This window comes from Microbacterium sp. NPDC055910 (assembly GCF_042271185.1).
Taxonomy (GTDB): Bacteria; Actinomycetota; Actinomycetes; order Actinomycetales; family Microbacteriaceae; genus Microbacterium.
The window spans coordinates 1-26,361 of record NZ_JBHJZS010000001.1 but is presented as its reverse complement, the minus strand read 5'-3'; the positions used below and the strand labels follow the sequence as shown (position 1 = coordinate 26,361).

At 71.1% G+C, this 26,361-nt stretch carries 24 protein-coding genes; 7 read left to right on the top strand and 17 right to left on the bottom strand.

Annotated features, from left to right (window positions below; genetic code table 11):
- Positions 1-52: 52 nt before the first annotated feature.
- Complete coding sequence (locus tag ACFC3F_RS00120; protein WP_376125022.1) at positions 53-607, bottom strand: DUF402 domain-containing protein; 555 nt, start codon at positions 605-607, stop codon at positions 53-55.
- Between the two features lie 22 nt (positions 608-629).
- Here ACFC3F_RS00120 and ACFC3F_RS00115 point away from each other — a divergent pair, with 22 nt between their 5' ends.
- Positions 630-1,913, top strand: coding sequence for an isochorismate synthase MenF (locus ACFC3F_RS00115; protein WP_376125020.1), 1,284 nt, complete (start codon positions 630-632; stop codon positions 1,911-1,913).
- Positions 1,914-2,279: 366 nt separating this feature from the next.
- Here ACFC3F_RS00115 and ACFC3F_RS00110 read toward each other — a convergent pair whose 3' ends face one another.
- From ACFC3F_RS00110 to ACFC3F_RS00100, 3 genes are read right to left on the bottom strand one after another with little or no spacing between them, the layout of a single operon-like run.
- Positions 2,280-3,170 (bottom strand): polyphosphate kinase 2 family protein, encoded by an 891-nt coding sequence (locus ACFC3F_RS00110; protein WP_376125018.1) that lies wholly within the window; start codon positions 3,168-3,170, stop codon positions 2,280-2,282.
- A 33-nt stretch (positions 3,171-3,203) separates the two neighbouring features.
- Positions 3,204-4,949: a 2-succinyl-5-enolpyruvyl-6-hydroxy-3-cyclohexene-1-carboxylic-acid synthase gene (gene menD / locus ACFC3F_RS00105; protein ID WP_376125015.1), complete on the bottom strand. Its 1,746-nt coding sequence runs from the start codon at positions 4,947-4,949 to the stop codon at positions 3,204-3,206.
- A gap of 26 nt (positions 4,950-4,975) precedes the next feature.
- Positions 4,976-5,407: a PLD nuclease N-terminal domain-containing protein gene (locus ACFC3F_RS00100; protein WP_376125012.1), complete on the bottom strand. Its 432-nt coding sequence runs from the start codon at positions 5,405-5,407 to the stop codon at positions 4,976-4,978.
- A 54-nt stretch (positions 5,408-5,461) separates the two neighbouring features.
- On the opposite strand from ACFC3F_RS00100, the gene ACFC3F_RS00095 reads away from it, so the two are divergent.
- Positions 5,462-5,746: a DUF4229 domain-containing protein gene (locus ACFC3F_RS00095; RefSeq protein WP_376125008.1), complete on the top strand. Its 285-nt coding sequence runs from the start codon at positions 5,462-5,464 to the stop codon at positions 5,744-5,746.
- 3 nt (positions 5,747-5,749) lie between these two features.
- Here the strand turns inward: ACFC3F_RS00095 and ACFC3F_RS00090 are convergent, their stop codons facing one another.
- From ACFC3F_RS00090 to ACFC3F_RS00065, 6 genes are read right to left on the bottom strand one after another with little or no spacing between them, the layout of a single operon-like run.
- Entirely contained in the window at positions 5,750-6,730 is a 981-nt protein-coding gene (locus ACFC3F_RS00090; RefSeq protein ID WP_376125005.1) for a 1,4-dihydroxy-2-naphthoate polyprenyltransferase, read from the bottom strand.
- Positions 6,731-6,745: 15 nt separating this feature from the next.
- Positions 6,746-7,900 carry an AMP-binding protein gene (locus ACFC3F_RS00085; RefSeq protein WP_376125003.1) on the bottom strand — a complete coding sequence of 385 codons (1,155 nt, stop codon included), beginning with the start codon at positions 7,898-7,900 and terminating at the stop codon, positions 6,746-6,748.
- Positions 7,900-8,799, bottom strand: a complete 900-nt coding sequence (locus tag ACFC3F_RS00080; protein WP_376125000.1) for a 1,4-dihydroxy-2-naphthoyl-CoA synthase — start codon at positions 8,797-8,799, stop codon at positions 7,900-7,902. Before ACFC3F_RS00080 ends, ACFC3F_RS00085 begins: the two co-directional genes overlap by 1 nt.
- Positions 8,800-8,831: 32 nt before the next feature.
- On the bottom strand, positions 8,832-9,629 hold the full coding sequence (locus ACFC3F_RS00075) for an LLM class F420-dependent oxidoreductase (protein WP_376124998.1): 798 nt from the start codon (positions 9,627-9,629) through the stop codon (positions 8,832-8,834).
- A 36-nt stretch (positions 9,630-9,665) separates the two neighbouring features.
- Positions 9,666-10,628: a permease prefix domain 1-containing protein gene (locus ACFC3F_RS00070; protein ID WP_376124996.1), complete on the bottom strand. Its 963-nt coding sequence runs from the start codon at positions 10,626-10,628 to the stop codon at positions 9,666-9,668.
- Positions 10,625-10,963, bottom strand: coding sequence for a PadR family transcriptional regulator (locus ACFC3F_RS00065; RefSeq protein WP_376124994.1), 339 nt, complete (start codon positions 10,961-10,963; stop codon positions 10,625-10,627). Before ACFC3F_RS00065 ends, ACFC3F_RS00070 begins: the two co-directional genes overlap by 4 nt.
- A 193-nt stretch (positions 10,964-11,156) precedes the next feature.
- Here ACFC3F_RS00065 and ACFC3F_RS00060 point away from each other — a divergent pair, with 193 nt between their 5' ends.
- Positions 11,157-12,140: an o-succinylbenzoate synthase gene (locus tag ACFC3F_RS00060; RefSeq protein WP_376124992.1), complete on the top strand. Its 984-nt coding sequence runs from the start codon at positions 11,157-11,159 to the stop codon at positions 12,138-12,140.
- Positions 12,141-12,242: 102 nt separating this feature from the next.
- Here ACFC3F_RS00060 and ACFC3F_RS00055 read toward each other — a convergent pair whose 3' ends face one another.
- Positions 12,243-12,863, bottom strand: a complete 621-nt coding sequence (locus ACFC3F_RS00055; RefSeq protein ID WP_376124990.1) for a TetR/AcrR family transcriptional regulator — start codon at positions 12,861-12,863, stop codon at positions 12,243-12,245.
- 129 nt (positions 12,864-12,992) lie between these two features.
- Here ACFC3F_RS00055 and ACFC3F_RS00050 point away from each other — a divergent pair, with 129 nt between their 5' ends.
- Both ACFC3F_RS00050 and ACFC3F_RS00045 read left to right on the top strand, forming a co-directional pair.
- Positions 12,993-15,770, top strand: coding sequence for an MMPL family transporter (locus ACFC3F_RS00050; protein ID WP_376124988.1), 2,778 nt, complete (start codon positions 12,993-12,995; stop codon positions 15,768-15,770).
- On the top strand, positions 15,767-17,767 hold the full coding sequence (locus ACFC3F_RS00045; protein ID WP_376124986.1) for a YhgE/Pip family protein: 2,001 nt from the start codon (positions 15,767-15,769) through the stop codon (positions 17,765-17,767). The genes ACFC3F_RS00050 and ACFC3F_RS00045 overlap by 4 nt, the downstream gene beginning before the upstream one ends.
- A gap of 354 nt (positions 17,768-18,121) precedes the next feature.
- On the opposite strand, the gene ccsB is transcribed toward ACFC3F_RS00045, so the two are convergent.
- The 6 genes from ccsB to ACFC3F_RS00015 all read right to left on the bottom strand — a co-directional run bounded on the left by ccsB (position 18,122) and on the right by ACFC3F_RS00015 (position 24,040).
- The gene (ccsB, locus tag ACFC3F_RS00040) at positions 18,122-19,129 is read right to left on the bottom strand and encodes a c-type cytochrome biogenesis protein CcsB (protein ID WP_376124983.1); all 1,008 of its coding nucleotides are present in this window, start codon (positions 19,127-19,129) and stop codon (positions 18,122-18,124) included.
- A gap of 5 nt (positions 19,130-19,134) precedes the next feature.
- Complete coding sequence (locus ACFC3F_RS00035) at positions 19,135-20,838, bottom strand: cytochrome c biogenesis protein ResB (protein ID WP_376124980.1); 1,704 nt, start codon at positions 20,836-20,838, stop codon at positions 19,135-19,137.
- A gap of 1 nt (position 20,839) precedes the next feature.
- Entirely contained in the window at positions 20,840-21,643 is an 804-nt protein-coding gene (locus ACFC3F_RS00030) for a cytochrome c biogenesis CcdA family protein (RefSeq protein WP_376124977.1), read from the bottom strand.
- Positions 21,640-22,263: a TlpA family protein disulfide reductase gene (locus ACFC3F_RS00025; protein ID WP_376124975.1), complete on the bottom strand. Its 624-nt coding sequence runs from the start codon at positions 22,261-22,263 to the stop codon at positions 21,640-21,642. Before ACFC3F_RS00025 ends, ACFC3F_RS00030 begins: the two co-directional genes overlap by 4 nt.
- Positions 22,263-22,892: a histidine phosphatase family protein gene (locus tag ACFC3F_RS00020; RefSeq protein ID WP_376124972.1), complete on the bottom strand. Its 630-nt coding sequence runs from the start codon at positions 22,890-22,892 to the stop codon at positions 22,263-22,265. The genes ACFC3F_RS00025 and ACFC3F_RS00020 overlap by 1 nt, the downstream gene beginning before the upstream one ends.
- A 62-nt stretch (positions 22,893-22,954) precedes the next feature.
- On the bottom strand, positions 22,955-24,040 hold the full coding sequence (locus tag ACFC3F_RS00015; RefSeq protein WP_376124969.1) for a DUF368 domain-containing protein: 1,086 nt from the start codon (positions 24,038-24,040) through the stop codon (positions 22,955-22,957).
- A 34-nt stretch (positions 24,041-24,074) separates the two neighbouring features.
- Between ACFC3F_RS00015 and aspS the strand changes: the two genes are divergently transcribed.
- Both aspS and ACFC3F_RS00005 read left to right on the top strand, forming a co-directional pair.
- Entirely contained in the window at positions 24,075-25,415 is a 1,341-nt protein-coding gene (aspS, locus tag ACFC3F_RS00010; RefSeq protein ID WP_376124966.1) for an aspartate--tRNA(Asn) ligase, read from the top strand.
- A 90-nt stretch (positions 25,416-25,505) separates the two neighbouring features.
- A complete protein-coding gene (locus ACFC3F_RS00005) occupies positions 25,506-26,309 on the top strand; it encodes a tyrosine-protein phosphatase (RefSeq protein ID WP_376124963.1) in 804 nt (267 codons plus the stop codon).
- Positions 26,310-26,361: the final 52 nt, after the last annotated feature.

Sequence of the window (26,361 nt, the reverse complement as noted above, 5' to 3'; positions counted from 1 at the left end):
CTCACTCGGGCGGGGTCCTTGTGCAGATCCGCGCGGTTGGGCTCGTTGTCGCTCACCCGTCGAGTCTATGCGGCGCGATCGCGGCGAGCCGCGTGAGCCATGCGTCGGCGGTCGCCTCGTCGAACGGCGCGATCCGCCTTGAGACGCGGCGCTCCAAGTCGACCGCGAGCTCCTCGAGCCGCGCGACGATGTCGAGCGGGTAGCCGTACGCGACGCGGTGCTCGTCCCACTCGTCGCGGTCGTCGATCCACACGCCGCGCTCGTCGATCGCGCGCACGACGTCGAGGTCCATATCGATGCCCTCAGGCTCGGCGGCATCCCACCGTGCATCCCACGCGAGGTCGATGTACACGCGGTAGCTCGCGGGCGGCGCCGTATTGACCGTGAGCGCGTAGTCGCCGCTCGGCGGCAGCAGCGTGACATTCGGGGCGGTCGTGACGATCTCGCGTCCGGGGCGGGTGCTGCGCGAACCGACCGGCTGTCCGAACCACTCGCCCCACGCGTCGGCGCCGAGATAGAGGCACTCGTGCACCCAGTGCGGGTCGCCGTTCCACTTGCGCCAGCGGAACAGCACACGCGTGCCGGGTGCGGGACGCGGAGTGGCCATGCAGCGAGTCTAGAGTTGAGGCGTGACACCTGCGCCTCGCCCGCCGAAGCTGGTGGTCGAGACCCGTGAGATCGACCCGATCGACGACCTCGTGCCCTTCGCCGACCCGCGCGAGCCCCTCGCGTGGCTGCGCCGGGGCGACGGGATCATCGGCCTCGGACAGGTCACGGGCTACGAGCACGGGCCGCAGACTCCCCCCGACGCCCCCTCCCCTGCGACGGCGTGGCGGCTGATCGCGGCCGAAGCCGAGATCGACGACGCGGTGGGCGTGCCCGGCACGGGCCTCGTCGCCTTCGGGACCCTCGTCTTCGACGCCCGTTCGCAGGCGACGAGCCTTCTGACCGTGCCGGAAGTCGTGGTCGGCCGTCGCGACGGTCGGGCATGGGTGACACGCATCCGCACTGTGGGGTCCGATGTGCCCGAGCGCGCGCCCGAACCGATCCCCTTCGGTCCGCACTGGTCGGCCACTCTCGGCCCCGGCGCGCTCGACCGCGCCGGATACCAGGCCGCCGTGCGCGCGGGTCTCGACGCCATCTCGACGGGCGAGGTCGCGAAGGTCGTGCTCGCCCGCGACCTCGTGGGCACGGTTCCCGCCGGTGCGGATCTGCGCCGCCTCGTGCGCGCTCTCGCGACCGATTACCCCGACACCTGGACGTATGCCGTCGACGGCATGATCGGCGCGAGCCCCGAGACCCTGGTGACGGTGTCGGGCGGCACCGTCACGGCGCGCGTCCTCGCCGGCACGACGCCGCGGGGCGCCGATGCGACCGAGGATGCCACGGCCCGAGGCGCGCTGGCGGCGAGCGCGAAAGACCTCGACGAGCACCGCTACGCCGTGCGGAGCGTCCTCGAGACGCTCGCGCCGCACACCTCGACGCTGCGCTCCGACCCCGATCCGTTCACTCTCGAGCTGCCCAACCTGTGGCACCTCGCGACCGACGTCGCGGGCGAGATCGCCGATCACGCGTCGGCGCTCGATCTCGTCGCGGCGCTGCACCCGACGGCGGCCGTGGCGGGGACCCCGACCGATGCCGCCCTCGATGCCATCCACCGGATCGAGCCGTTCGACCGCGGCCGCTACGCCGGCCCCGTCGGCTGGGTCGACGCGAACGGCGACGGCGAGTGGGCGATCGCACTGCGCTGCGCGCAGATCGGCTCGGCGCCCGATCGCCGGTTCGCGGCGTACAGCGACACGATCCCGATCATCGCCTACGCGGGCGCGGGCATCGTCGCCGGCAGCGACCCCGAGGCCGAGCTGCTCGAGACCCGGGTGAAGTTCCGCCCGATCGTGGACGCGCTGGCCTGACCCACGCCCCGCCCCGCGCCTCCGGCCTCCCCCAGCCTGCCCCCGGCCTCCCCCCGGTTGACTTGCGGCTCGTGCACGCGACACGCCGGGCGTTTCGCGCACAAGGCGCAAGTCAACGGAACAAGGGCTCCCCCGCGCACGGAGCGCGCGACGGATGCGACGGATGCGACGGGACGAGCGGCGAATGCGACGGATGCCACGGCCACGGCGGCAGTGCCAAGCGTGACATCGACCCGCTTTCGCCGACTTGCGCCTTGTGCACGCGACACGCCGGGCGTTTCGCGCACAAGGCGCAAGTCGACAGGGCAGGGGTTCCCGAGGGGCCGCGCGGGGGCGCGGGGGCGCGGGGGCGCGCGGGCGGGGAGGTCAGCTCGCGGCGAGCCGGGCTTGCTCGGCTTCGACGTCGAAGGTCGCGGCCGGCCACTGCGGATCGATCTCCTCGAGCGTCTCGAGGAGCAGCGCCTGCACTGCAAGCCGCGCGTACCACTTGCGATCGGCGGGGACGACGAACCACGGCGCCTCGGCGGTCGAGGTGCGCTCGATCGCGACCTGGTACGCGTCCATGTACGCCGGCCACAGCTCGCGTTCGTCGATGTCGCCGGGGTTGAATTTCCAGTGCTTGTCGGGCCGCTCGAGCCGCTCGGCGAGCCGTGCCTTCTGCTCGTCGGGCGACAGGTGCAGCATGACCTTGACGACGCGCGTGCCCGCAGCCGTCAGTCGCTTCTCGAAGTCGACGATCGCGCCGTAGCGCCGCTCGATCTCGTCGGCCGGCGCGAGTTCGCGCACCCGCCCGACGAGCACGTCCTCGTAGTGTGAACGATCGAACACGCCGATCATGCCCGGTTGGGGCGCACGCTTCTCGATCCGCCACAGGAAGTCGTGCGCGAGCTCTTCCGGCGTCGGCTTCTTGAATGCCGCGAGCTGCACGCCCTGCGGGTCGACCGAGCCGACGACGTGCCGGATGATTCCGCCCTTGCCGGCCGTGTCCATGGCCTGCAGCACGAGCAGCACGCTCGCGGGGCGCACGCGCCCGGAGGGCGTGGGGGCGGTGGCATTCGACCGGCTCTGCGCATACAGCCGCTCCTGGTACTCGTCGAGCTGGTCGGCGCCCGCGGCGAGATCGCGTTCGCCGGCGGATTTTCCCCCCGGATGCCCGGGGGTCGAGGCCGTATCCATGTCGGTAAGCCGGAATCCGGCACCGGCCCGCAGGATTTCGCGGGCATCCGAGGTCCAGTACTGCTGGCTCTTCGCGGTCATGCAGCCATTGTGGCGCGCCCCGCCGGGAATCGCTCAGCGAGCCAGCGGAACCTCGATGAGCTGGCGGCCGCCTGCCGGTGCCGTGAGCGCCTGATCCAGGGCCGAGCGGGTCGTGATCCGCTGGTACTCCCAGCCGTACGCGAGCGCGAGGTGCTCGAGGCGCGTCGTGTGCGGCGTGTAGAGCACGCGATTCATGGCGCCGGGCGACGCGACGGCCGCGACCTCGAGCCGATCGAAGATCGTGCCGCCGCCGTCGTTTCCGACGATGACCTGGATGCGCGGCTCGTCTTCCTCGGGCGGCAGCAGCAGCGCGCCGACGTCGTGCAGCAGCGCCAGGTCGCCCAGCAGCACGCGCGTGACGCCCGTCGCTCCCGTGTCCTGGCTCGCCAGCGCGATCCCCGTCGCGGTCGCGACGGTGCCGTCGATTCCGGCGAGCCCGCGATTGGCGTGCACGGGAACGCGCTTGCCGCCCAGCACCGCATCGGCGACGCGCACGAGCCGCGACGATCCGAACACGAGCCGGTCGTGCGGCCACGTCGCGCGCCAGACGGCGTCGACGAGGGCCTCGCGGTCGACCGGCGTGCGGATGACCTCGAGCTCCGCGGCGATCGCCCCGAGCCGGGATGCGGGCTCGGTCGACGCGAGACCCTCGGCGTCGGGTGCGGGCGGGGTCAGATCGACGGATGCCGCCCGCGATGCCCGCATCCATCTTCCGAGCCATTCGCGATCGGACTCTCCGGGCGCGAGGCTGATGCCGTCGACGGCGACGGTGGCGCCGTTGAGGTCGAGCGCTTCGCCCGGGCCGCGCACGGCGAGCACCTCGACATCGTCGCGGGACAGCAGCTCGCCGACCTCGCGCGACAGGGTCGGGTGCCCGAAGACGATGGCGCGCTCCACGCGTCCGCCGAGGTCAGGGGCGGCGAGCAGAGCGCGGTACCCGTGCACGAGGTGCCGCCCGAACCTCGCGCCGCTGACGATCTCGGCGACGAGAGGCCATCCCCCCTCGTGCGCGAGCTGCTCGGCGGCGTGCCCCGCGTCGGCGCCCGCCACGACGATCGTGCGGGGTCCGTGCTCGATGACGCGCGGCTCACCGGCGGGCACGGCGACCGGGCTCGCCGCCGCAGCGGCGCGCGGCTCGCCCGCGGCGACGACCGAATCGACCCACGCCGGCAGCGTGCCGGAAAGGGGTTCGCGGTACGGCAGGTTCAGGTGCACCGGTCCCGCGGACTGCTCGCCCGCACCGCGCGCCGCGGCGACGGCTTCGGCCGCGAGGGCGCTCAGCATGCGGGTCTGCGGTGCGTCTCCGACCGGATCGAGCGCGTCGGGCGTCGGCAGGTCGGCTTCCAGGCGCACGTGGTGCGCGAACATGCCGGGCTGGCGCGTGGTCTGGTTGGCGCCGATGCCGCGCAGCTCAGGGGGCCGGTCGGCCGTGAGCAGCAGCAGTGGCACACCGGCGTGGTCGGCCTCGAGGACGGCCGGCAGCAGGTTGGCGACCGCGGTTCCCGACGTGCAGACGACAGCCGCGGGCATCCCGGTCTCGCGCCCGATCCCGAGCGCCGTGAAGCCCGCCACCCGCTCGTCGATCCGCACGTGCAGCCGGATGACGCCGCGCTGTTCGAGGTCGGCCGCGACGAGGGCGAGCGCCTGCGAGCGCGAGCCGGGGCTTAGTACGACATGGCGCACGCCCTGGTCGATCAGTCCGCACAGCAGCGCCGCCGCGGCATCCGTCGCACAAGACGTCGAACCAGACGTCGCGCAAGACGTCGAACCAGACGCCACCGGCGTCTCGTCGGCCGACGCCACGGTCAGCCGACGGCCCCGCGCTGACCGAGCGAGTCGTCGTCTCCGTCGGAAGCGGGCGGCTCGGTCGTCGGGTCGGCGGTGCCGCCGATCGTCGGCGGCTGCTGCCACCGCGGGTCGTCGTCCTCGGAGTCGAGCAGAGCGAGCTCTTCCTCGAGGCGGCGGATGCGCTCGTCCTGATCGCTGACCGCGCCGAGGCGGCCGAGGAACTCGGGATCGTCGTCGGGTGCCTGGTAGACCCGGACCGCCGAGCGGCGCACGCGGCCGACGGCGAGCCACAGGATACCGCCGAGCACGGGAATCAGCACGACGATCGCGATCCAGGCGGGCTTGCTCACTCCGCGGTGGCGGGTCGGCGGCTGCACAGCACAATCCACGATGGTGAAGATCCAGAAGGCCGCCACCACCGGGATGAGAATGAACAGGGCCCGGACCACGTCTCCATCCTAGGCGTGCTCTCTGGAGGAGGGCTGGACACGGCCTCGCCTACGATGGAAGGCGTGAAAGCACGGTCGATCGTCCTCTACACGGTGCTCAGGCTGCTCGCCTTCCTCGTGCCCTTCGGCCTGCTCATGCTCATTCCGCTGTTCCGCGAGTACTACTGGCTCGCGGCCATCTTCGCCGCGCTCATCGGGCTCAGCCTGTCGGTGCTGTTCCTGCGCCGGCCGCTCGCCGACGTCACTTCCGATCTCGCGCAGCGGCGCGCCGAACGGCAGACCGGCACGACCGACGAAGAGATCGAAGACGCCGCGATCGACGACGATCCCGAGCGCTGAGCCTCAGCCGAGGAACGCCCACATCAGGAAGGCGCCGTAGCCGACCGACGTGAGCGACGTCAGGGCGAGGGCGACGACGAGTTCGCGCGGATCGCGATAGGTCCACACGATCAGGATCGCGGGCAGCGCCGCGAGCAGTGCGAGCAGCGAGAGCCACGCGATCGGGTAGAACAGCGCGAGGAACGCCGCGATGAGGAACGGCGCGATCACGAAGACGGTGAACAGCACCCGCGTCGCCGTCCGCCCGATGAGCACCGTGAGCGTGCGCTTGCCGGCCGCCCGGTCCTGGTCGATGTCGCGCAGATTGTTCGCCAGCAGCACGGCGCACGCGAGCAGGCCCGCCGCGACGGCGCCGAACCAGGCCTCCTGGGGCAGCGCCAGGGCCTGCACCCAGGTCGTGCCGAGCGTCGCGACGAGACCGAAGAAGACGAAGACGAAGACCTCGCCCAGCGCCGCGTAGCCGTACGGCCGCTTGCCCCCCGTGTAGAACCACGCCGCGACGATGCACGCCACGCCCACGGCGAGGAGCCACCACTGCTGCGTGCGGATCGTCACGGCCAGGCCCGCGATCGCCGCGATCGCGAAGAAGACGAGTGCGACCGTGAGCACGGTGCGCGGCTTCGCCTTGCGGGCAGCGGTCAGTCGGGCGGGACCCACGCGGTGGTCGTCGGTGCCGCGGATGCCGTCGCTGTAGTCATTGGCGTAGTTGACGCCGATCTGCAGCGACACCGCGACGATGAGGCAGCACAGGGCGATGACCCAGTGGAATTCGTCGACGACGAGCATCGCCGCCCCCGTACCGATGAGGATCGGGGTGATCGCGAGCGGCAGGGTGCGCAGACGTGCGGCACCGATCCAATCGCGGAGCGTCGCCGGTTCGACCTTGCGGGGGTCGCCCTGCTCACGCGACTTCTGCGGGTTGCCGCGCACGTTCTGCTTCTTGGATGCCGGACGCTTGCGCTTCTTGCTCGAGGTGCCTGCCACGACTGGCCATCCTAGTCAGCCGAGCGCGGCGACGGCGCGGCGGATCGCCTCTCGATCGGGCTTGCCCGACGGCAGCGCCGCGATCTCGTCGACGAGCACGAGCCGCGCCGGTCGCGCGTGCGCGCCGATCTCGGCGCCGACCGCGGCACGCGCTTCGTCGAGCTGTGTCGACTCGCTGCGCCGCAAGGCCTCACCGCGCGCGGTGACGATGACGGATGCCTCACCCCAGCGCTCGTCGGGAACCCCGACGACGACGGCTGAAGCGAGGCCGGGCACGGTCCGCACGATCCGCTCGACCCGATCGAGCGAGATGTTCAGGCCCCCCGAGACGATGACGTTGTCGATGCGGCCGCGCACGCGCAGCACGCCGTCGTCGAGGACGCCCGCGTCGCCTGTCCGGTACCACCGGGTGCCGGCGTCGTCCCGCACGAAGACGGCGTCGGTCAGCTCGGAGTCGCCCAGGTACCCGTCGGCGAGGGTCGGTCCGGCCACCTGCACTTCGCCGCGCTCGATCCGCAGCGCCACACCGCGCAGGCGCCGGCCGTCGTAGACGCATCCGCCGCTCGTCTCGGTCGAGCCGTACGTGCGAGTGATGCGCGCGCCCGCCGTCTCGGCGCGTTCGAGCGTGACGGGCGGGAGCGCCTGCCCGCCCACGAGGATCCGCTCGAACGAGCGCAGTGCCGCGAGCACATCGGCATCGTGCTCGGCAGCGTCGAGCAGCGTCGTCAGCTGCGCCGGCACGAGCGAGGTGAAGGTCGGCACCCGCCGGCCGCCCTCGCTCGAGGCCATCGTGAGGGCGGCCGCGGTGAACGCGCGCGGCGAGAATGTGCCCGAGAGGATCGCCGGTTCGCGGTCGGCGACGATCGACCGCACGAGCACCTGCAGCCCCGCGACGTAGCCCGCCGGCAGCGCCAGCAGCCACGCTCCGTCTCCGATCCGGTCGGCGGTCGCGAGCGCGCTCGCCGTGAGGGCGTCGCGGCTCAGCGCGACGCTCTTGGGCACGCCCGTGGATCCTGAGGTCGTCACGACGACGGCGGTGCCCGCCCGCACATCGATGGGCATCGCCCCCACATGCCCGATCCCGAGCGCGGGTCCTGCCCCGTGCAGCGCGACACGCAGCGCCCGCATCAGATCGCGCGGGTCGTCACCGGTGACGGGTTCGAGTCGCATCAGTAGTGATACGGGTACGGCGACCAGTCGGGTTCGCGCTTCTCGAGGAACGCGTCGCGGCCTTCGGCTCCCTCGTCGGTGCCGTACGCGAAGCGCGTCGTCTCACCGGCGAACAGCTGCTGCCCGACGAGCCCGTCGTCGGGCAGGTTGAACGCGTACTTGAGCATGCGGATCGCCGTGGGCGACTTCGACAGGATCGTGCGCGCCATCGCGATCGCCTCGCGCTCGAGCTCGGCGTGCGGCACGACGCGGTTGACGGCGCCCATCTCGTAGGCGCGCGCGGCGGAGTACTCCTCGGCGAGGAAGAACACCTCACGGGCGATCTTCTGCCCGACCTGCCGGGCCATGTAGGCCGAGCCGTATCCGGCGTCGAACGAGCCCACGTCGGCGTCGGTCTGCTTGAAGCGGCCGTGCTCGGCCGATGCGATCGACAGGTCGCACACGATGTGCAGGGAGTGCCCGCCGCCGGCCGCCCACCCCGGGATGACCGCGATGACGACCTTCGGCATGAAGCGGATGAGCCGCTGCACCTCGAGGATGTGCAGCCGCCCCGCGCGACCGGGGTCGGCGACGGCGGCCTCGTCGTCGGAGTACTTGTATCCGTCCTTGCCGCGGATGCGCTGATCGCCGCCCGAGCAGAACGCCCACCCGCCGTCTTTCGGGCTCGGCCCGTTGCCGGTCAGCAGAACGGCGCCGATGCGCGGATCCTGCCGTGCCGTGTCCAGCGCCCGGTACAGCTCGTCGACCGTGTGCGGCCGGAACGCGTTGCGAACCTCGGGACGATCGAAGGCGATCCGCGCGATGCGCCCGTCTTTCGACACATGCGCCGTGACATCGGTGTAAGCGTCGGCGCCGGGTGCCGGCATCCATTCACGCTCGTCGAACAGCTCAGAGACCATGGGTTTCACCTTACGGCGACGGATGCCGCGACTCACGCGCCGTTCTTGGCGTCACGCCAGCGCAGCCACGACCGGACGAGGCCGAAGTCGTAGTCGGGCCCGGCGAATCCGAGCGTGAACATGCGCGTGCCGGCGTCGTAGAGGGCGTCGGCGACGTCTTCATCGCGGCGCTCCAATTCGTTGGAGACGACGAGGTTCGACGTGTCCCGGCCCTCCTCCTCGGCCCACCGGTCGATGACGGAGAGCTTGTGCGGCATCTCTTCGGGCGCGACGAAGCTGTGCCAGATGTCGGCGTGCCGGGCGACGAGGCGCAGGGTCTTCTGCTCGCCCTTCCCGCCGATCATGATCGGGATGCGGCGCGTCGGCGCCGGGTTGAGCTTCGCCCAGCGCGCCTCGATGCGGGCGAGCCCGTCGGCGAGGTCGTTCAGGCGCGTGCCGGGGGTGCCGAACTCGTAGCCGTACTCGTCGTAGTCGCGCTGGAACCATCCCGCGCCCGTCCCGAAGATGAACCGGCCCTCGCCGCCCTTGGCCGAGATGTGGTCGATCGTGCGGGCCATGTCCGCCTGCAGGTCGGGGTTGCGGTAGCTGTTGCAGTTGACCAGCGACCCGAACTCGACGCGCTCGGTCTGCTCGGCCCACGCGCCGAGCATCGTCCACGATTCGAAGTGGAGGCCGTCGGGCTCCCCGCGCAGGGGGAAGAAGTGATCCCAGTTGAACAGGACGTCCACGCCCATGTCCTCGAGGCGGCGGACCGCGTCGCGCAGGTCGGGGTAGGTGACGTGCTGGGGCTGCAACTGCACGCCCAGCCGGACCGGAGTGTCGAAGAGCATGTGCCTCAGCCTACGTCCGCCGCCTCACGGGCGAGGTCAGCGCGAGCGACGGGCCTTGAGGAAGGCGTCGATCGCATCCCACACCGCGATGCCGACGATTCCGAAGCCGAAGATCACCGCGATGATCGTCGTGACGGTCTCGCCGTCATCGGGCACGAAGGTCGGGAAGAACTCGGGGTTGAGCAGGCGATCGGTGAGCAGCAGCCACACCGCCGGCACGACGATCGCGAGGTTGAGCACGACGTTGATCGTCGCCAGTCGCGTGTCCCATCGGCCTCGCGCGTAGACCGCGATCGCGAGCAGGGCCTCGAGGGCGATCAGCAGCAGAAGCACGGCGATCCCCACCGGCCAGAGGTCGGGCGCGAGGAACGACACCCAGCCCCCGCCGTCCGCGAAGTAGACGACGCCGACGAAGTGGTCCCACAGCACCGCGCCGGCCATGACCGCGAGCAGCACGAGCGAGGCGACGAGATCGCTGAGCGTCGCGCCGCGTTCGCGGGGCTCGGGCAGCCGATCGAGGGTCCACTCGCCGACGAACCCGACATCGGCGCCGCGGGCGGCGCGCTCGACGATGAAGAAGACGAGCGTCGTCCAGAACGCGATGTGCACGATGCTGCCCATGAGCACGGCCCACGCCGTGCCGAAGATCTCGCCGACAGGCTCTTGCGCGAGCGACATGCCGAGCGTCGTGCCGACGACGGCGCACGCGGGCACGATCGCCCACAGGAGCTTGAGCAGGCGCCACCACGTGAGGTAGTACCGCGGCCCGATGAGGAACAGCGGCCGGTCGGTGTAATCGGCGGCGAGCTTGTCGGGATCGCCGAGCTCGGTGAGCACGGCGTGCTCCGCATCGTCGCGCGCCAGGCCCTCGTCGAGGCGGGCGTCGATCTGATCGTCGATGGAGGCGCGGAGCTCGGCGGCCAAGTCAGCGCGCTGCTTCTCGGGCACCGTGCGCATCGCGGCGTCGATGTAGCGGTCGGTCAGGGTCATGGCGTTCATGAGTCCTCCTGAGGGAGCCCCTCGATCGCGGCGGCGATCGAGCGGAAGTCGTCGGTGAGAGTGGCGAGCAGACGCGCGCCGGCGTCGCTCGTGCGGTAGAACTTGCGGGGCCGAGCCTCGTCGGTGTTCCACTCGCTCGTCAGATGCCCCTGCTTCTCCAGCCGGCGCAGGAGCGGGTACAGCGTGTTCGCATCCGTGTCGAAGCCCCGGGATCGCAGCTCTTCGAGCAGGCCGTAGCCGTAGCCGGGCTGTTCGAGCAGGCGCAGACAGGCCAGCACGACCGTGCCGCGCCGCAGCTCCTGCCGGTGCGTCTCGAGGGCTTCCGTTTCGCTCACGCCTGACACGATACCGTGTGACACACACTATTGGCAAGAGCACATCATTGTTCACGGTGTCGACGTCGAGAACTCCGGATGAATCCGCACATCGGCCCGACAACTCCGGAGGAACCGGCACATCGAGGGCCCAAACCGGGCGTCCTCAAAGAAAGTCCGGAGTTGTCGACGCTCCTCGCGGCAGGATGGGGGCATGACCCCGCCTCCCCTCGCCGACATCCTCGCGAACGCGCACGTCGTATCCCTGCCGCTCGCGACACGCTTCCGCGGGATCGACGTGCGCGAGGCCGTCGTTCTCGAGGGACCCGAGGGGTGGACGGAGTTCTCGCCCTTCGCCGAGTACGACGACGCCGAGGCCGCGACGTGGCTCGCCGCGTCGATCGACTACGGGTGGCAGCGGCAACCGGCGCCGCGGCGCGACCTCGTGCCGGTCAACGCCACGGTGCCGGCCGTTCCCGCCGCGTCGGTCGGCGGCGTCCTCGCCCGCTTCGACGGCTGCCGCACCGCCAAGGTCAAGGTCGGCGGCGAGAGCACACTGGCCGACGACATCGCGCGCGTCGCGGCCGTACGCCAGGCGCTGGGGCCCGAGGGCCGCATCCGCGTCGACGCGAACGGCGCGTGGAACATCGACGAAGCCGAGCGCGCGATCCACGCCTTCGCCGAATACGACCTCGAGTATGCCGAGCAGCCGTGCGCGACTTTGGACGAGCTCGCGGAACTGCGCCGGCGCGTGGCCTACATGGGCATCCCGATCGCGGCCGACGAGAGCGTCCGCAAGGCCGAAGACCCCCTCGCCGTCGCCCGCGCGGGCGCGGCGGACCTGCTCGTCGTCAAGGCGCAGCCGCTCGGCGGCGTGCGCCGGGCGCTCGACATCGTCGAGGCCGCGGGGCTGCCGGCCGTCGTCTCGAGCGCGCTCGACACCTCGATCGGGCTCGCGATGGGCGTCGCCCTCGCCGCCGCCCTGCCCGAGCTCGACTACGACTGCGGGCTCGGCACGGCGTCGCTCCTCACGGCCGACGTGGTCGCCGCCCCGCTCACTCCGCGCGGCGGGTCACTGCCGGTCGGGCGCGTGAGCGCCGACCCCGCCCTGCTCGCCGAGCACGCGGCATCCGCCGAGCGTCGGGCGTGGTGGCTCGATCGTGTGGAGCGCTGCCACACGCTACTCGCGGCGCGCTGACCCGGCACGCCCCGGCCGCACCGCCACACCCTGCTCGAGGCGCGCTGACCCGGCGCACCCCGGCCGCACCGCCACGCGCGCAGGGCGCCGACGGCTCCCGCGTCAGGCGGGTTCGACGAGCGCTGTCGCGAGGTTCGCGGTGCGCTCGTTGACGAGTGCGCACATCGCCGTGAAGTCGAGGCCGGCCATGACGGCGTAAGCCGCCGTGTCCTCCCACTGCTGCAGGATCAGCTGGGCGAAATCGCGCTCGGGCAGCCGCAGCGTCAGCCCGTACCGGGCGCTGAGTTCGGCGATGACGCCGGCGACGCGCTCGACCAGGCCCGCCTGCCACGCGAGATACGCCGTCGCGAGGGCCGCGTCGCGCATGGCGCGCGTGCGGATCTCGCTCGTGAGCAGAATGCCCATCTTCTCGTCGATCGCGACGTCGAGCACGCGCTGCACGATGTCCGCCGGAGTGAACTGCTCGCCCGTCTCACTCAACTCGGCGATGCGGGCCGTGACGAGGTCGATCTTCTGCTCCGCGACGCGCTCGGTGAGCGCGAGCATGAGCTCGTCCTTGGTCTCGAAGTTCGAATAGAAGGCTCCGCGGCTGAAGCCGGCGCGCTCGCAGATGACTTCGACGGATGCCGCATCCACGCCGACTTCGGCGAACACCTGTGCGGCGGCGTCGAGGAGCTTCTGCCGGGTCGCCTCGCGGCGACGCGTGACGGTCACATCGCTCATGCGCATCCTCCTCGGGCCATCTTCACACGGGCCGCCCAGCTTGAGAGCCTCGGCACACCTTACGATACATTCGTGTATCCGATACAGCACTGTATCCACCCCGCCTGAACCCACGAAGCCGGAGACGCTGTGTCGACTCTTCTGTACTCGCTCGGCCGCTGGTCGTACCGCCACCCTTGGCGCGTCCTCGTCGCCTGGATCCTGCTGCTCGGCATCGCCGGCGGTGGAGCGCTCGCGTTCAGCAAGGGCACCGACAACGCCTTCACGATCCCGGGCACCGAGTCCCAAGCCGGCCTCGAGCAGCTCGAACGCACCTTCCCGCAGGTGAGCGGCACGAGCGCACAGCTCGTCGTGGTGGCCGCCGACGGCGATCGGGTCGTCGACGGCGCATACGCCGACGCGATCACGGCCGCCGTGACCGAATTCGGCGCGATCGACGAGATCCTCGGCGTCACCGATCCGTTCGACGAGATGATCTCGGGCCTCGTGAACGACGACGAGAGCGCCGCCATCATCCGCCTGCAGTTCGACGGCCAGGCCACCGATGTCTCCCCCGAGACCACGGCACAACTCACCGACGTCGCCGACGCGCTCGCGGAGGGTCTGCCCGCCGGCTCCGAGGTGGCTCTGGGCGGAGACCTCTTCTCGGTGTCGGTGCCCGGCCTCACCGTCACCGAGCTCGTCGGCGTGCTGATCGCGCTGCTCGTGCTGATGGTGACCTTCCGCTCCTTCCTCGTCGCGGGCCTCCCCCTCGCCACGGCGCTCGTGGGCGTGGGCCTGTCGATGGCCCTCATCCTGCTCGCCACGGCCGTCGCCTCGGTCTCGTCGACGACGCCGCTCCTGGCCCTCATGCTGGGACTCGCGGTCGGCATCGACTACGCCCTGTTCATCGCCGCGCGACATCAGGATCAGGTGCGCGGCGGCATGGATCCCGAGGAGTCCGTCGCCCGCGCGACCGGCACGGCGGGATCGGCCGTCGTCTTCGCCGGTGTCACGGTGCTCATCGCGCTCGTGGGCTTGAGCTTCGCGAACATCCCGTTCCTCACGACGATGGGCATCGCCGCATCCGTCGCCGTCGCCATCTCGGTCGCCGTCGCGGTCACGCTCACGCCCGCCCTGCTCGGCTTCGTCAAGGGTCGCGTGAAGGGACGGATGCCGCGCCGCGCACCCGCCCGATCGTCGCGGCCTCGCCGCGGATTCGCGACCCGCTGGGTCACGGGGGTGACGCGGCATCCCGTGATCACGACCGTGGCCGTCGTCGTCGGGCTCGGCGTCCTCGCGATCCCCGCGGGAAGCCTCGCGCTCGCGCTGCCGAACGCCGGCGTGCAGCCGGCCGCCTCGCAGGCGCGGCAGAGCTACGACCTGACGGCGGAGCAGTTCGGGCCGGGCTTCAACGGCCCGCTCATCCTGACCGGCACGATCGTCACGTCGACCGATCCCCTCGGGCTCATGGAGGATCTCGCCGCCGAGATCGAGCGGGTGCCCGGCGTCGCCGAGATCGCCCTGGCAACCCCGAACGAGACGGCCGACACCGGCATCATCCAGGTCGTGCCCGAGACGGCGCCCGATGCACCCGAGACCGCACAGCTCGTGCGCGACATTCGCGCCGAGGCCGATCGCCTCTACGACGAATACGGCATCGATCTGACCGTGACGGGCTTCACCGCCGTCGCGATCGACATCTCGGACCGTCTCGGTGCGGCCCTCCTGCCGTTCGGGATCTTCGTCGTCGGACTTTCGTTCATCCTGCTCATGATCGTCTTCCGCTCGATCGCCGTGCCGCTCACCGCGACCCTGGGGTACCTGCTGTCCGTGCTCGCCGCGTTCGGCGTCGTCGCGGCCGTCTTCGAATGGGGCTGGTTCGCCGACCTGCTGCACGTCGCCCGGGTCGGCCCGGTCATCAGCTTCATGCCGATCGTCCTGATGGGCGTGCTGTTCGGCCTCGCGATGGACTATCAGGTGTTCCTCGTCTCGCGCATGCGCGAGGACTACGTGCACGCCTCGCGCGCCCGCAAGGGTCGCGCCGACCGGCTCACCGCGGTCGGTGCGGTGCGGTCGGGGTTCACCGCCTCGGCACGCGTCGTCACCGCGGCGGCGCTCATCATGTTCGCCGTCTTCGCGGCATTCGTGCCCGAAGGGGACTCGTCGATCAAACCGATCGCGCTCGGTCTCGCCGTCGGCATCGCGGTCGACGCGTTCCTCGTGCGCATGACCCTGATCCCGGCGCTCATGGCGCTGCTCGGCGACAAGGCCTGGTGGATGCCGCGCTGGCTCGACCGGCTGCTGCCCCACTTCGACATCGAGGGCGAAGCGGTCGAGCGCGAGCTCGCCCTCGCGGACTGGCCCGAGCCCGCCACGACGGCTGCCGTCGTCGGCGAGCGCGTCACGGTGCGCGCCGAGACCGGCCGCACGGCGGGCGAGGTCGTTCTGTACGACGACGCATCGTTCCGCGTCGAGCCCGGCGGGACCCTGCTGGCCACGGGCGACCCGCGCGCAGCGCGAGCCTTCGCGCTCACGGTGGCGGGCCGTCTCACCCCGAGCGACGGGCGCCTGCGCGTCGCCGGCCATCTGCTGCCCGGCCGCGGCGCGTGGGTGCGCGCGCACGTCGGCGTCGCACTGCTCGCCGACGCGGACGACCCCGTGCGCGAGGTCCGCCGCGCGCTGCGCGGACGCACGCAGCTGGTCGTCATCGACGGGCTCGACGCCCTCGACGCCGCCGCGCGCGACCAGGTCGCGGCATTGCTGCGGGATGCCGCCGGCTCCGCCCGCACGGCGCTCACCGTCGTGGCGACCGCACGATCCGAGGGTCCTGCCCTCGCCCTCCTCGCCGACGCCCATCGGCCCGACCTGACCACTCTCGCTCTGCGTGCCGGAGCGCGCACGGCGACCGCAGAGGTGACCTCATGACACTCCACGCCCCGATCGAACGCGCTCGCTCGCGCCGCCCCGTGACCTGGCTCACGCTGCTCGGCGTGCTCCTGCTGCCCGTCATCATCGGCGGCATCCTCGTCGCGGCGCTCTACAACCCCGTCGAGCGGCTCGACGGGCTGCAGGCCGCCGTCGTGAACGAGGACCAGGCCGTCACGATCGACGACCAGCTCGTGCCGCTCGGCCGGCAACTGACCGCGGGGCTCGTCGAGGGCTCCGACGACCAGCCCTCGAACCTCTCCTGGACGATCTCGAACGCCGACGATGCCCGCGAGGGACTCGCCGACGGCACGTACGCGGCCGTCATCACGATCCCGTCGAACTTCTCGGCCGCGGCGACCTCGACCCGCCCCGGTGAGACGCCCGAGCGAGCGACGATCGAAGTGCAGACGCCCCCGGACAGCCTCATCGTCGACGACGCCATCACGGCGCAGGTGGCCTCGGCTGCGGCATCCGTCATGGGAGAGCAGCTCTCGACGGTGTATCTCGAGAACGTCCTGCTCGGCTTCACGACCCTCGGCGACCAGCTCGGCGACGCAGCGTCGGGTGCGACGCAGCTCGCGGACGGCGCGACCCAGGCGTCTGACGGAGCGTCCCAGCTCGCCGACGGGATGCCGCAGCTCGCCGACGGGGCGACGGGACTCGCGTCGGGAGCAACGGCACTGCAGCAGGGGCTCGGGCAGCTCGGGACCGGCGCCCGGGACGCCGCGACCGGCGCGAGCCGGCTGGCGGCCGGTGTCGATGCCGGTGCGGCTGAGCTCGAGGCCACGGGCATCGTGCCGGCCGAACTCACGAGCGTCGCGAACGGCGCGGCCACGGCGACGGGAATGGCCGCGACGAGCGCGGGCGAGGCGGCGGCGAGCCTGCAGACCCTCGCGGCTTCGTGCACGCAGTCCGCGGAGTTCTGCGCGCAGCTCGCCGATGCCGCGCTGTCCGCGGGCACGGCATCCGTGATCCTCACCGGCGACGGCACGCAGGCGAACCCCGGCGCTGTCGCGCTCACGCAGTACACGTCCGGCGGTCTCGCGCAGCTCGCCCAGCAGGCGCCCGCCCAGCTCGCCGGTCAGCTGCGCACGATCTCGACGAACGTCGCTTCGCTCGGCGGAGGCGTCGCCCAGCTCGCCGGCGGCATCGACCAGTCGGCGGCAGGCGCGGGGCAGCTCGCCTCGGGCGCCTCGCAGCTCGCGGGCGGCATCGACGAGGCGGGAACCGGCGCGATCTCGCTCGCCGACGGCGTGCAGCAGCTCGCCGACGGCACCGACGAGCTCGCGACCGGGCTCGGGACCGCGGTCGACGAGGTTCCGACCTACACCGAGGCCGAGGCGGCGAGCCTCGCCGAAGTCGTCGCGAACCCCGTCCGAGCCGACGGGGTGGGCACATCGATCTTCGGCGCGTCGGCGATCCCGCTGCTCGCGATGCTCGCGCTGTGGTTCGGCGGACTGGGCACCTTCATCGCCCTCCAGGCCGTCTCGCGCCGGGCGCTCTCGGCTCGCGAGTCGTCGGCGACGCTCGCGCTGCGGGCGTTCCTTCCGGCGGCCGCGCTCGGCGCCGCGCAGGGCGTCCTCGTCGCGGGCGTCGTGCAGCTCGCCGCCTCGTACGACTGGGGTCAGTGGTGGACGTTCGCGGGCGTCGCGGTCGTCGCCGGCATCGCCTTCGCCGCCGTCAACCAGGCGCTCGTGGCCGTGTTCGGCGGAGCCGGACGCTGGATCTCGGCTCTCGTCGGTGTGCTCGCCGTCGCGACCGGGGTCGTCTCGACCGTGCCCGGTGCCCTGTCGGGCATCGCCGCGCTGCTGCCGACCGCCCCCGCATACAACGGCATGGTCGCCGCGCTCACCTCGGCCGAAGGGCTCGGCGCAGGCTGGGCCGGGCTCCTGGTCTGGGCCGTGCTGGCCTTCGGCGCGACCGTCCTCGCGGTCGTCCGCCGTCGCACGACGAGCGCTCGCGCGCTGTTGAAGGCCTCGCCCGCGATCGCCTGACCGCCGCGACGGCGCGCGTGCCCGCGGCATCCCCCGATCAGTTCGTTTGCCCCAGGCATTCCACGATCAGCTCGTTTGCCCCAGGCATTCCACGATCAGTCCGCTCGCCCCAGGCATTCCACGATCAGTTCGTTTGCCCCACATCGCTCCCGCGTGCCCGATGCACCGACTGTTCGAGGCAAATGAACAGGACTCCCGCTCGTTCACTTGCCTCACATGGATGCTGCAGCCCAGTGACGTCGACAGTCTGAGGCAAACGAACGACCCGCTCGACGAACGACCCGCTCGACGAACGACCCGCTCGACGAACGACCGGGGAACAGCCGGGGAACAGCCGGGGAACAGCCGAGGGGGTCAGCTCAGGCCGGAGTAGGCGTGCAGCCCCTTGAAGAACATGTTCACGATCGTGAAGTTGAACACGACGGCCGTGAAGCCGATGATCGACAGCCACGCCGACCGCGTACCGCGCCAGCCGCGCGTCGCACGCGCGTGGATGTAGCCCGCGTAGAGCACCCAGATGACGAAGGTCCACACTTCCTTCGTGTCGAAGCCCCAGTAGCGGCCCCACGCGTCGTTGGCCCAGATCGAGCCGGCGATGAGGGTGAACGTCCAGAAGATGAAGCCGAGGATCGCGAACCGGTAGGCGAGCGTCTCGAGCGTGTCGGCATTCGGCAGCGTGCGCAGGAACCCCGGTCCGGTCTTGCCGGGATCGCCGGATGCCGCCGCAGCGGCCGTGAGCCGCTCGCGCCGCGCCTGCATCAGCTGCGTGATCGACAGGCCGAAGGCGAGGCCGAACAGGGCCGTCGCCAGCGACGCGACGAAGACGTGGATGACGAGCCAGACCGACTTGAGCGGGTCCATCAGCGGCACGACCTCGACATAGAACCCGAGGGTCGCACCTCCGAGCAGCACGACGACGAGGCCCGTGATGAAGGTGCCGAGGAAGCGCAGGTCGTACCGGAACAGCGCGACGAGGTACACCCCGATGATGAGGCACGTGCCGGTCAGCGCGAACTCGTACATGTTCGACCACGGCACCCGTTCGGCCGCGATGCCGCGCGTCACGGCGCCCGCCGTCTGGAAGAGGAAGCCCAGCACCGTGAGCGACGTGCCGATGCGCGCCCACAGCATGCGGGGTCGCTGCGACACGGGCGCCTCGATGGTCGCCGTCGCCGACGCGCGCCCGGACCCGGCGTACCCCGCTCCCACCAGTTCGCGTGCGGCATCGTGCGATGCCACGGTCGAGGCCGAGCGGCGTGCCAGGTCGACGGCGTAGGCGATGAACGCGAGAGCGTAGATCGCGATGGCCGTCCAGACCAGGAGCACCGAGACCGAATCGAGGCTGAGCATGGCGTCGGACATGACTCTCAGTCTACGTGCGCCGCGGATGCCGCATCCCGGCCGGGGCCTCGCTGTGCGAGCGCGGCGGAGTGGCGTTCGGCGACCTCGTCGACCGCCGTCGTGAGGGTCGGATCCTCGCCGCGCGCGAGACCGGCGTACTCGATGCGCAGCGTCTGACCGTCGGGACGGACCTTGACCCAGACGCGACGGCGCGGCACGAACAGCGCCGTGAGCAGACCCAGCGTCGCCAGGACGGCGAACACGAGCACCCACGTCGCCGACGCGTCGCGATGGATCGACAGCGACACGTAGCGTTGCACCGACCCGTCATAGCCTTCGGCGCCCTCGGGCGCGGCGTTCTCGAACGTGAGCGTGCCGAGGCCGTCCGGAAGATCGACGGTCTCCCCCGGCGCGATCTCGATCGAGTCGCCGTTCGTGCGCCCCGCGAGCTCCTCCATCTCGGACGTGTCCAGCGTGTACACCGACCGCGGGACACCGTCGTTGATGCCGAGGTCTCCCTGGTAGACCTCGAGGGTCACGACGGGGTTGATCAGCGCGGGGTAGCTCGACGTGAAGGCGCCCGAGAGCAGCTCCACCTGCGTCGGGTAGAAGAACCCGACGAGGCCGATCTGCTCGGGCAGCCCGTCGGGCACCTTGATGACGCCGAGCGATGTCATGGCGGCGTCCTGCGGCAGGAACGGCACCGCCTCGGAGAAGACGACCTCGCCGTCGGCGTCGCGGATCGTCAGGGCCGGGGCGTAGCCGTTGCCCATCAGGTAGATGCGGTCGCCGGCCATGTCGAGCGGGTGGTTGACCCGCACTTCGACGGGGTGCGGGTCGCCGTCGACCTGCTGCGCCGTCAGGTTCGCGACGAAGTCGCCGGCCTGACCGCCGCCCTGCTCGCCCGAGGGGATGTAGGTCACATCGAACCGGTCGAGCGTGAGCGCGTAGGGGGTCAGGCCGTCGGCGTCGACGAAGCGTCCCGGGTTGAACGAGGTGTAGTCCAGCAGGGTGTTGACGAAGGTGCGGCCCTCGATGATGACGGTCTGTCCCGTGTACGTGAAGCCTCCCCCGATCCCGACGGCCAGCAGCACGCCGACGAGAGACGAGTGGAAGACGAGGTTGCCCGTCTCGCGCAGGTAGCCGCGTTCGGCCGAGACCGACGGCACACCGCGCGTGTCGTACCGCTGCACGCGGTAGCCGCTCTTGCGCAGCTGCTCCTCGGCGAGGTCGACGGCGACGGATGCCGCATCCGCGGCGTCCGCACCGGCAGCCAGGTCGACCGTGCTCACGCGGTGCGCGGCGAGGCGCTCGAGCCGCGCGGGCGTGCGCGGCGGGCGCGAGCGCATCGCCTTCCAGTGGTGCTTCGTGCGCGGGATGACGCACCCGATGAGCGAGACGAACAGCAGGATGTAGATCGCCGAGAACCAGGGCGACGTGTACACGTCGAACATGCTCAGGTTGTCGAGGACCGGGGCGAGGTCGGGATTGTCGGTGTAGTACTGCGTGACGCCGTTGGGGTCGGCGCTGCGCTGCGGCACGAGCGAGCCCGGCACGGCGGCGATCGCGAGCAGCAGCAGCAGCACGAGGGCCGTGCGCATCGAGGTCAGCTGCCGCCAGATCCAGCGCATCCAGCCGACGACGCCGAGCGACGGCTGCTGGATGTCGGTCGACGCGGCATCCGCGTGATCGGCGGGGCGCAGCGTGCCCTCGACGGGCGAATCCGACACGTCAGAGGATCGTCGGGACACTCTGGAACACCCCCTGTAGCTGAGCCATCCACATCGACCACACGCCCGTCACCATGAGCAGCCCGACGAGGATCAGCAGGACGCCGCCGATGATGTTGACGGTGCGGATGTGGCGGCGCAGGAACGACACCGAGCGCGTCGCCCAGCCGAACCCGAGCGTGAGCAGCACGAACGGGATGCCGAGACCGAGCGAGTACGCGAGCCCGAGGAGCGCTCCGCGTCCGGCCGACGCGGCGTCGAAGGACATGTTCAGGATGACGGCGAGCGTCGGCCCGATGCACGGGGCCCAGCCGATGCCGAGCGCGAGGCCGAGCAGCGGCGCCCCGACGAGCCCGATGTTCCCGCGCACCTGCGGGCGCGCGATGCGCTGCGCAAATCCGAACACGCCGATGAAGACGAGACCGAGGAGGATCACGACGACGCCCAGGATGCGCGTGATGACATCAGCGTACTGCAGGAAGAAGATCCCGACCGTGCCGGCGAAGAAGTTCAGCGCCATGAACACGACCGCGAACCCCGCGATGAACAGCAGCACGCCCGCGAGCAGTCGGCCGCGCGGGGGTGCGGCATCCGCTTCGGTCTCCGTTGCTGTCCGGAGTGCGCCGTCTTCGGCGCGAGGCGTCGGGCGGGGGCGGCGCGGCGCGGCGGCGCCGGCGATGAAGCCGAGGTAGCCCGGCACGAGCGGCAGGACGCACGGTGAGAGGAACGAGATGAGACCGGCGAGGATCGCGATCGGCACGGCGACGAGCAGCGAGCCGTCGGCGACGGCGGCGGCCGGGTTCACGCTTCTCCGATGGCGTCGCGCACGAGCGACCGCAGGATCGACTCCTCTTCGACGATGCCGATGACCCGTGCCGCGACGCGACCCTCGCGGTCGAGCACGAGGGTGACGGGCACGGCGCTCAGCGGAGTCTGCCCCGCGAAGGCGAGCTTGATCGAGCCGTCTTCGGTCGTCAGGACGCTCGGATAGCCGACGCCGTACGTGTCGGCGAACGCGCGCGAGGCCTCGGCGCCGTCGTACAGGTTGATGCCGAGGAAGTTCACCCCGTCGACCTGGAACTCCTCGTGCACGGCTTCGAGCACGGGCGCTTCGACCCGGCAGGGCGCGCACGCCGCGTACCAGAAGTTCACGACGAGCACGTCGCCGCGGTAGTCGTCCGATGTCGTCGTGCCGCCCGTGTCGAGCACACCCTCGAAATCGATGGGCTCCGTCCGCTCGTCGACGGGGATCTCGTCGACGCGGAAATCGCCCGAGATGTAGCCCTTGTTGCTGCCCTCGCGGTACTGCTCCGCGAGCGGGTCCTGCGTGCACGCGGCCAAGGACGCCGTGAGCGTCAGCGCCAGAAGAGCGGATGCCGCGGCTCGCAGCCGTCGGCCGCGTCGGCGTGCCGGCAGATCGCGCATCACACCGCCCCCACGTCGATCGCACCGGCCGTTGTCGCGGGCGCCGCGTACGACACTTCGGCCCAGGTGCCGTCCACCAGCTCGAACGACGTGACGCTCGACAGCGCACAGCGTCGTGACCGGGGGTCGTGGCGCAGGGGCAGTCCCGCGACAGCGAGGTGCGTGATCCAGATGGGCAGCTGGTGCGAGACGATGACGACGTCACCGGTGGGCGCGGCGTTCCACGCGTCGGTCATGGCGGCGTCCATGCGGGCGACGACCTCGGCATACGCTTCACCCCAGCTGGGCAGGGCGGGCTTGCGCAGGTGGCGCCAGTTCCACGGATTGGCCAGCGCCCGCGTCATGCGCTTGCCCTCGAAGACGTTCGTCGGCTCGATGACGCGGTCGTCGATGACGGGTTCGATGCCGAACAGCTCGGTGAACGGCTCGGCCGACTCGCGCGTGCGCTGCAGAGGCGAGCAGATGAGCGCCGTGACGGGGCGCTCGAGGTTTCTGACGTACTCGGCGGCCTGCCGCGCCATGCCTCGCCCGTCGGCGCTCAACCCGAATCCGGGAAGCCGACCGTAGAGCACTCGGCGAGGATTGCGGACCTCCCCGTGGCGCACGAGATGAAGGCGATCGGCGGGCACCCGACCAGTCTACGGGGGCGCCGTCTGTGGGGCCGCTGAGCGCGGGTCGTCAGCGCCCGCGCTCACTCGATGTCGAGGCTGGGCACGCGAGTCGGCGCCGACGTGCGGCGATGCAGCTGATGCTCGACGACCAGGAGGGCGACGACGGCTGCGGCTCCGACCACCGCGAGGAGGATCGGCAGACCGATGGGGTCGGTCGGCAGCAGCAGCGCACCCACGCCATGGGAGTCGCCCGCCGTCGCCTGCCACGGCCACAGCGCGCGCAGGGATCCCAGCATCAGTCCCGCCATCGCCAGCAGCGCCAGGCGACGATGACGGTCGAGCAGCCACTTGACGACGCGCACGATGCTGACCAGACCCACGATCGCACCCAGCATGAAGATGCCGATGTAGACGAGGTCGCGCTCGGCGACGGCACGCAGCGTCGGCGTGTAGAGACCGACCGCGAGCAGGAAGAACGACCCGGACAGGCCGGGCACGACGAGCGCGCAGACCGCGATCGCGGCCGCGATCGCGACGGCCCACAGCGGCGGGTCGACCGTAGCCTCCGCACCGGCGAGCCCGACGAGGACGAAGGCGAGCACAGCGGCGACGACGAAGAGAACGATGCCTCCGACGTGGGCCGCAGCACCGCGGGCCTCCTTCGGGATGAGTCGCAGCGGCACGATGATGCTGACGGCGACGAGGCCGAAGAACAGCCCGCGCGAGGCTTCGACGTTGCCGCTCACGAGAGCTTCCACCGGGCCGGCGAGTGTCAGGACGATCGCGATCATCCCCGCCAGGACGGGCACGACGAGCCACCAGTCCACCCGGCGGATCTCGGCGATGAAGCCGCGGCCGCGGTCAGGACCGGCGATCAGACGCTTGAAGGCCGACACGACGTGCGATGCCCCGTCGATGAGACGCTCGAACACCCCCGTGATGAGGGCCACGGTGCCGCCGGAGATCCCGGGAACGAGCTCGGCGAGACCGATGAGCGCGCCGCGGATGACGTTGAGGATGACGTGGCCCGGCCGGAACCGCCGATCCGGGCGGGGAGTGTCGACGGGCAGGGGCGGGACGTCCGTGGGACGATCATCCGACTGCGAGAGGTCGCGGGAGCGCGAAGACTCGGTGCTGGCGTCTTCTTCTGGCGAGTGCGGCGGCATCCTTCGAACGTACCCGCACGTAGACTGAACCCTCGTGACCGAACGCACTCTCGTCTCCCAGCTCCACGCCCGCGAAGGCGGGCCCGTCTCGGTGTCCGGATGGGTCGAGACCGTCCGCGATCAGAAGAAGGTGCAATTCGTCATCCTGCGTGACGAGACCGGCGCCGTGCAGCTGGTCAATCCCGCGACCCGCCCGGCCGAGGACGGCACCGCGCAGGACGCGGCAGCGCTCGCGCTCACCGACACGATCTCGAACCTCGCGACGGGCAGCTTCCTGACAGTGCACGGCGAGCTCAAGCACGACGAACGCGTCAAGCTCGGCGGCGTCGAGATCAAGATCGGCTCCCTCGACATCTCGGCGGCGGCACTGCCCGAGACGCCCATCGCCGCCGACAGCGGCCTGGACAAGCGCATGGACTGGCGTTTTCTCGACCTGCGCCAGCGCCGCAACAACCTGATCTTCCGCGTGCAGACGACTCTCGAGCACGCTTTCCGCACCTACTGGATCGAGCGCGACTACATCGAGGTGCACTCGCCGAAGCTCATGGCGTCGGCGTCGGAGTCCAACGCCGAACTGTTCGCCCTCGAGTACTTCGACGACCAGACGGCGTACCTCGCGCAGTCGCCGCAGTTCTTCAAGCAGATGGCGCAGGTCGCCGGCTTCGGCAAGATCTTCGAGGTCGCGCCCGCCTTCCGCGCCGACCCGTCGTTCACGTCGCGCCACGCGACGGAGTTCACGTCGGTGGACGCCGAGATCAGCTGGATCGACTCGCACGAAGACGTCGCCCGCATGCAGGAGGAGCTCCTGCAGTTCGCCATCCAGGCGGTCAAGGACAAGCACGGCGAAGAGATCGAGCAGCTGTTCGGACTCGAGATCACCGTGCCGGCGATCCCGTTCCCGCGCATCCCGCTCGCCGAGGCGCGCGACATCGTCGCAGCGCGCGGCTATGAGATCCCTCGCACCGACGGCGACCTCGATCCCGAGGGCGAGCGGCAGATCGCGGCATACGTCCAGGAGACCTACGGACACCAGTTCGTCTTCATCACCGACTACCACCCCGAGATCCGCGCTTTCTACCACATGCGCGACGAAGAGACGGGGCTCACGAAGTCGTACGACCTGCTCTTCAACGGCGTCGAGATCACGACCGGCGCGCAGCGCGAGCACCGTGTCGACGTGCTCATCGAGCAGGCGAAGGAGAAGGGTCTCGACCCCGAGCACCTCGAGTTCTACTTCGACTTCTTCCGCTACGGCGCCCCGCCGCACGGCGGCTTCGGCATGGGCCTCGCGCGCGTGCTCATGCTGCTGCTCGGACAGGACTCGATCCGCGAAGTGACGTACCTCTTCCGGGGCCCGACACGCCTGGAGCCCTGACGCCCGTTCCGCCGCGAGTCATCCCCGTTTCACCCCCGTTTCACCCTGGACGAGGGCGGAATCGAGGAGCGTGCTCAATAGGCTGAGCGCATGACGACGACGCTGGCAGGCACCTTCAACTTCCGAGACACGGGCGGGATGCCGCTCACCGGCGGCGGCACGTCGACCGGTGGCATCCTCTATCGATCCGACGCTCTCAGCGCCCTCACTCCCGAGGGGCTCGAGCAGCTCGCCGCGAGCGACATCGGCGTCATCGTCGATTTCCGCACGCCGACCGAGCAGCAGATGGCGCCCGACCGGCTGCCGACGAGCAGGCCGTTCCACGTCGTCGAGCTGCCCCTGCTCGAGGGCGCTGTGACGGGTCTCGCGCAGCAGGGCTTGCAGGCCGTCGCGCAGGGGGGCGACCCCGCCGCGAAGGCGCAGGCCATGCAGCAGATGCTCGCCGCGATCCCCGCCCTGGGCGACATGTACGTCAGCATGCTGCAGCACGGCGCGCCCTCGTTCGCGGAGCTCGCGCGCCTCGTGGGCGCTGCGACGGTCGACCCGCCGACCGCCGTGCTCGTGCACTGCACGGCGGGCAAGGACCGCACGGGCGTCAGCACAGCGCTCGTGCTCGATGCCGTCGGCGTGGAGCGCTCCGCCGTCGTCGCCGACTACGCCGCGTCGCAGCAGAACCTGGCGGGACCGTGGGCGCAGCAGATGTATGCCATGGTCGAGAAGTTCGGGATCCCCCTGACCGACCAGATCCGCGACCTCATCGCGGCGACACCCCCCGCCGCGATCGAGCAGGCCTTCGCGTGGGTCGACGCGCAGGGCGGCTCGGCGGCGTACCTGCAGTCCGGCGGCCTGACCGACGCCGAGCTCGCTGCCCTGCGCACCCGCCTCACCGCCTGACCCGTTCCGCGAGACTGCAACGGCGCGCCGAGACAGCGGGCTTCACCCGCTG

Coding starts and splice junctions, on each gene's coding strand:
- ACFC3F_RS00070 (WP_376124996.1), bottom strand. CDS start 10,628: ATGAACGCCATGACCCTGACCGACCGCTACATCGACGCCGCGATGCGC.
- ACFC3F_RS00015 (WP_376124969.1), bottom strand. CDS start 24,040: ATGCCGCCGCACTCGCCAGAAGAAGACGCCAGCACCGAGTCTTCGCGC.
- ACFC3F_RS00075 (WP_376124998.1), bottom strand. CDS start 9,629: ATGCTCTTCGACACTCCGGTCCGGCTGGGCGTGCAGTTGCAGCCCCAG.
- ACFC3F_RS00060 (WP_376124992.1), top strand. CDS start 11,157: ATGACCCCGCCTCCCCTCGCCGACATCCTCGCGAACGCGCACGTCGTA.
- ACFC3F_RS00025 (WP_376124975.1), bottom strand. CDS start 22,263: ATGCGCGATCTGCCGGCACGCCGACGCGGCCGACGGCTGCGAGCCGCG.
- ACFC3F_RS00080 (WP_376125000.1), bottom strand. CDS start 8,799: ATGGTCTCTGAGCTGTTCGACGAGCGTGAATGGATGCCGGCACCCGGC.
- ACFC3F_RS00055 (WP_376124990.1), bottom strand. CDS start 12,863: ATGAGCGATGTGACCGTCACGCGTCGCCGCGAGGCGACCCGGCAGAAG.
- ACFC3F_RS00005 (WP_376124963.1), top strand. CDS start 25,506: ATGACGACGACGCTGGCAGGCACCTTCAACTTCCGAGACACGGGCGGG.
- ACFC3F_RS00085 (WP_376125003.1), bottom strand. CDS start 7,900: ATGCGACTCGAACCCGTCACCGGTGACGACCCGCGCGATCTGATGCGG.
- ACFC3F_RS00110 (WP_376125018.1), bottom strand. CDS start 3,170: ATGACCGCGAAGAGCCAGCAGTACTGGACCTCGGATGCCCGCGAAATC.
- ccsB (WP_376124983.1), bottom strand. CDS start 19,129: ATGTCCGACGCCATGCTCAGCCTCGATTCGGTCTCGGTGCTCCTGGTC.
- ACFC3F_RS00120 (WP_376125022.1), bottom strand. CDS start 607: ATGGCCACTCCGCGTCCCGCACCCGGCACGCGTGTGCTGTTCCGCTGG.
- ACFC3F_RS00045 (WP_376124986.1), top strand. CDS start 15,767: ATGACACTCCACGCCCCGATCGAACGCGCTCGCTCGCGCCGCCCCGTG.
- ACFC3F_RS00095 (WP_376125008.1), top strand. CDS start 5,462: ATGGAAGGCGTGAAAGCACGGTCGATCGTCCTCTACACGGTGCTCAGG.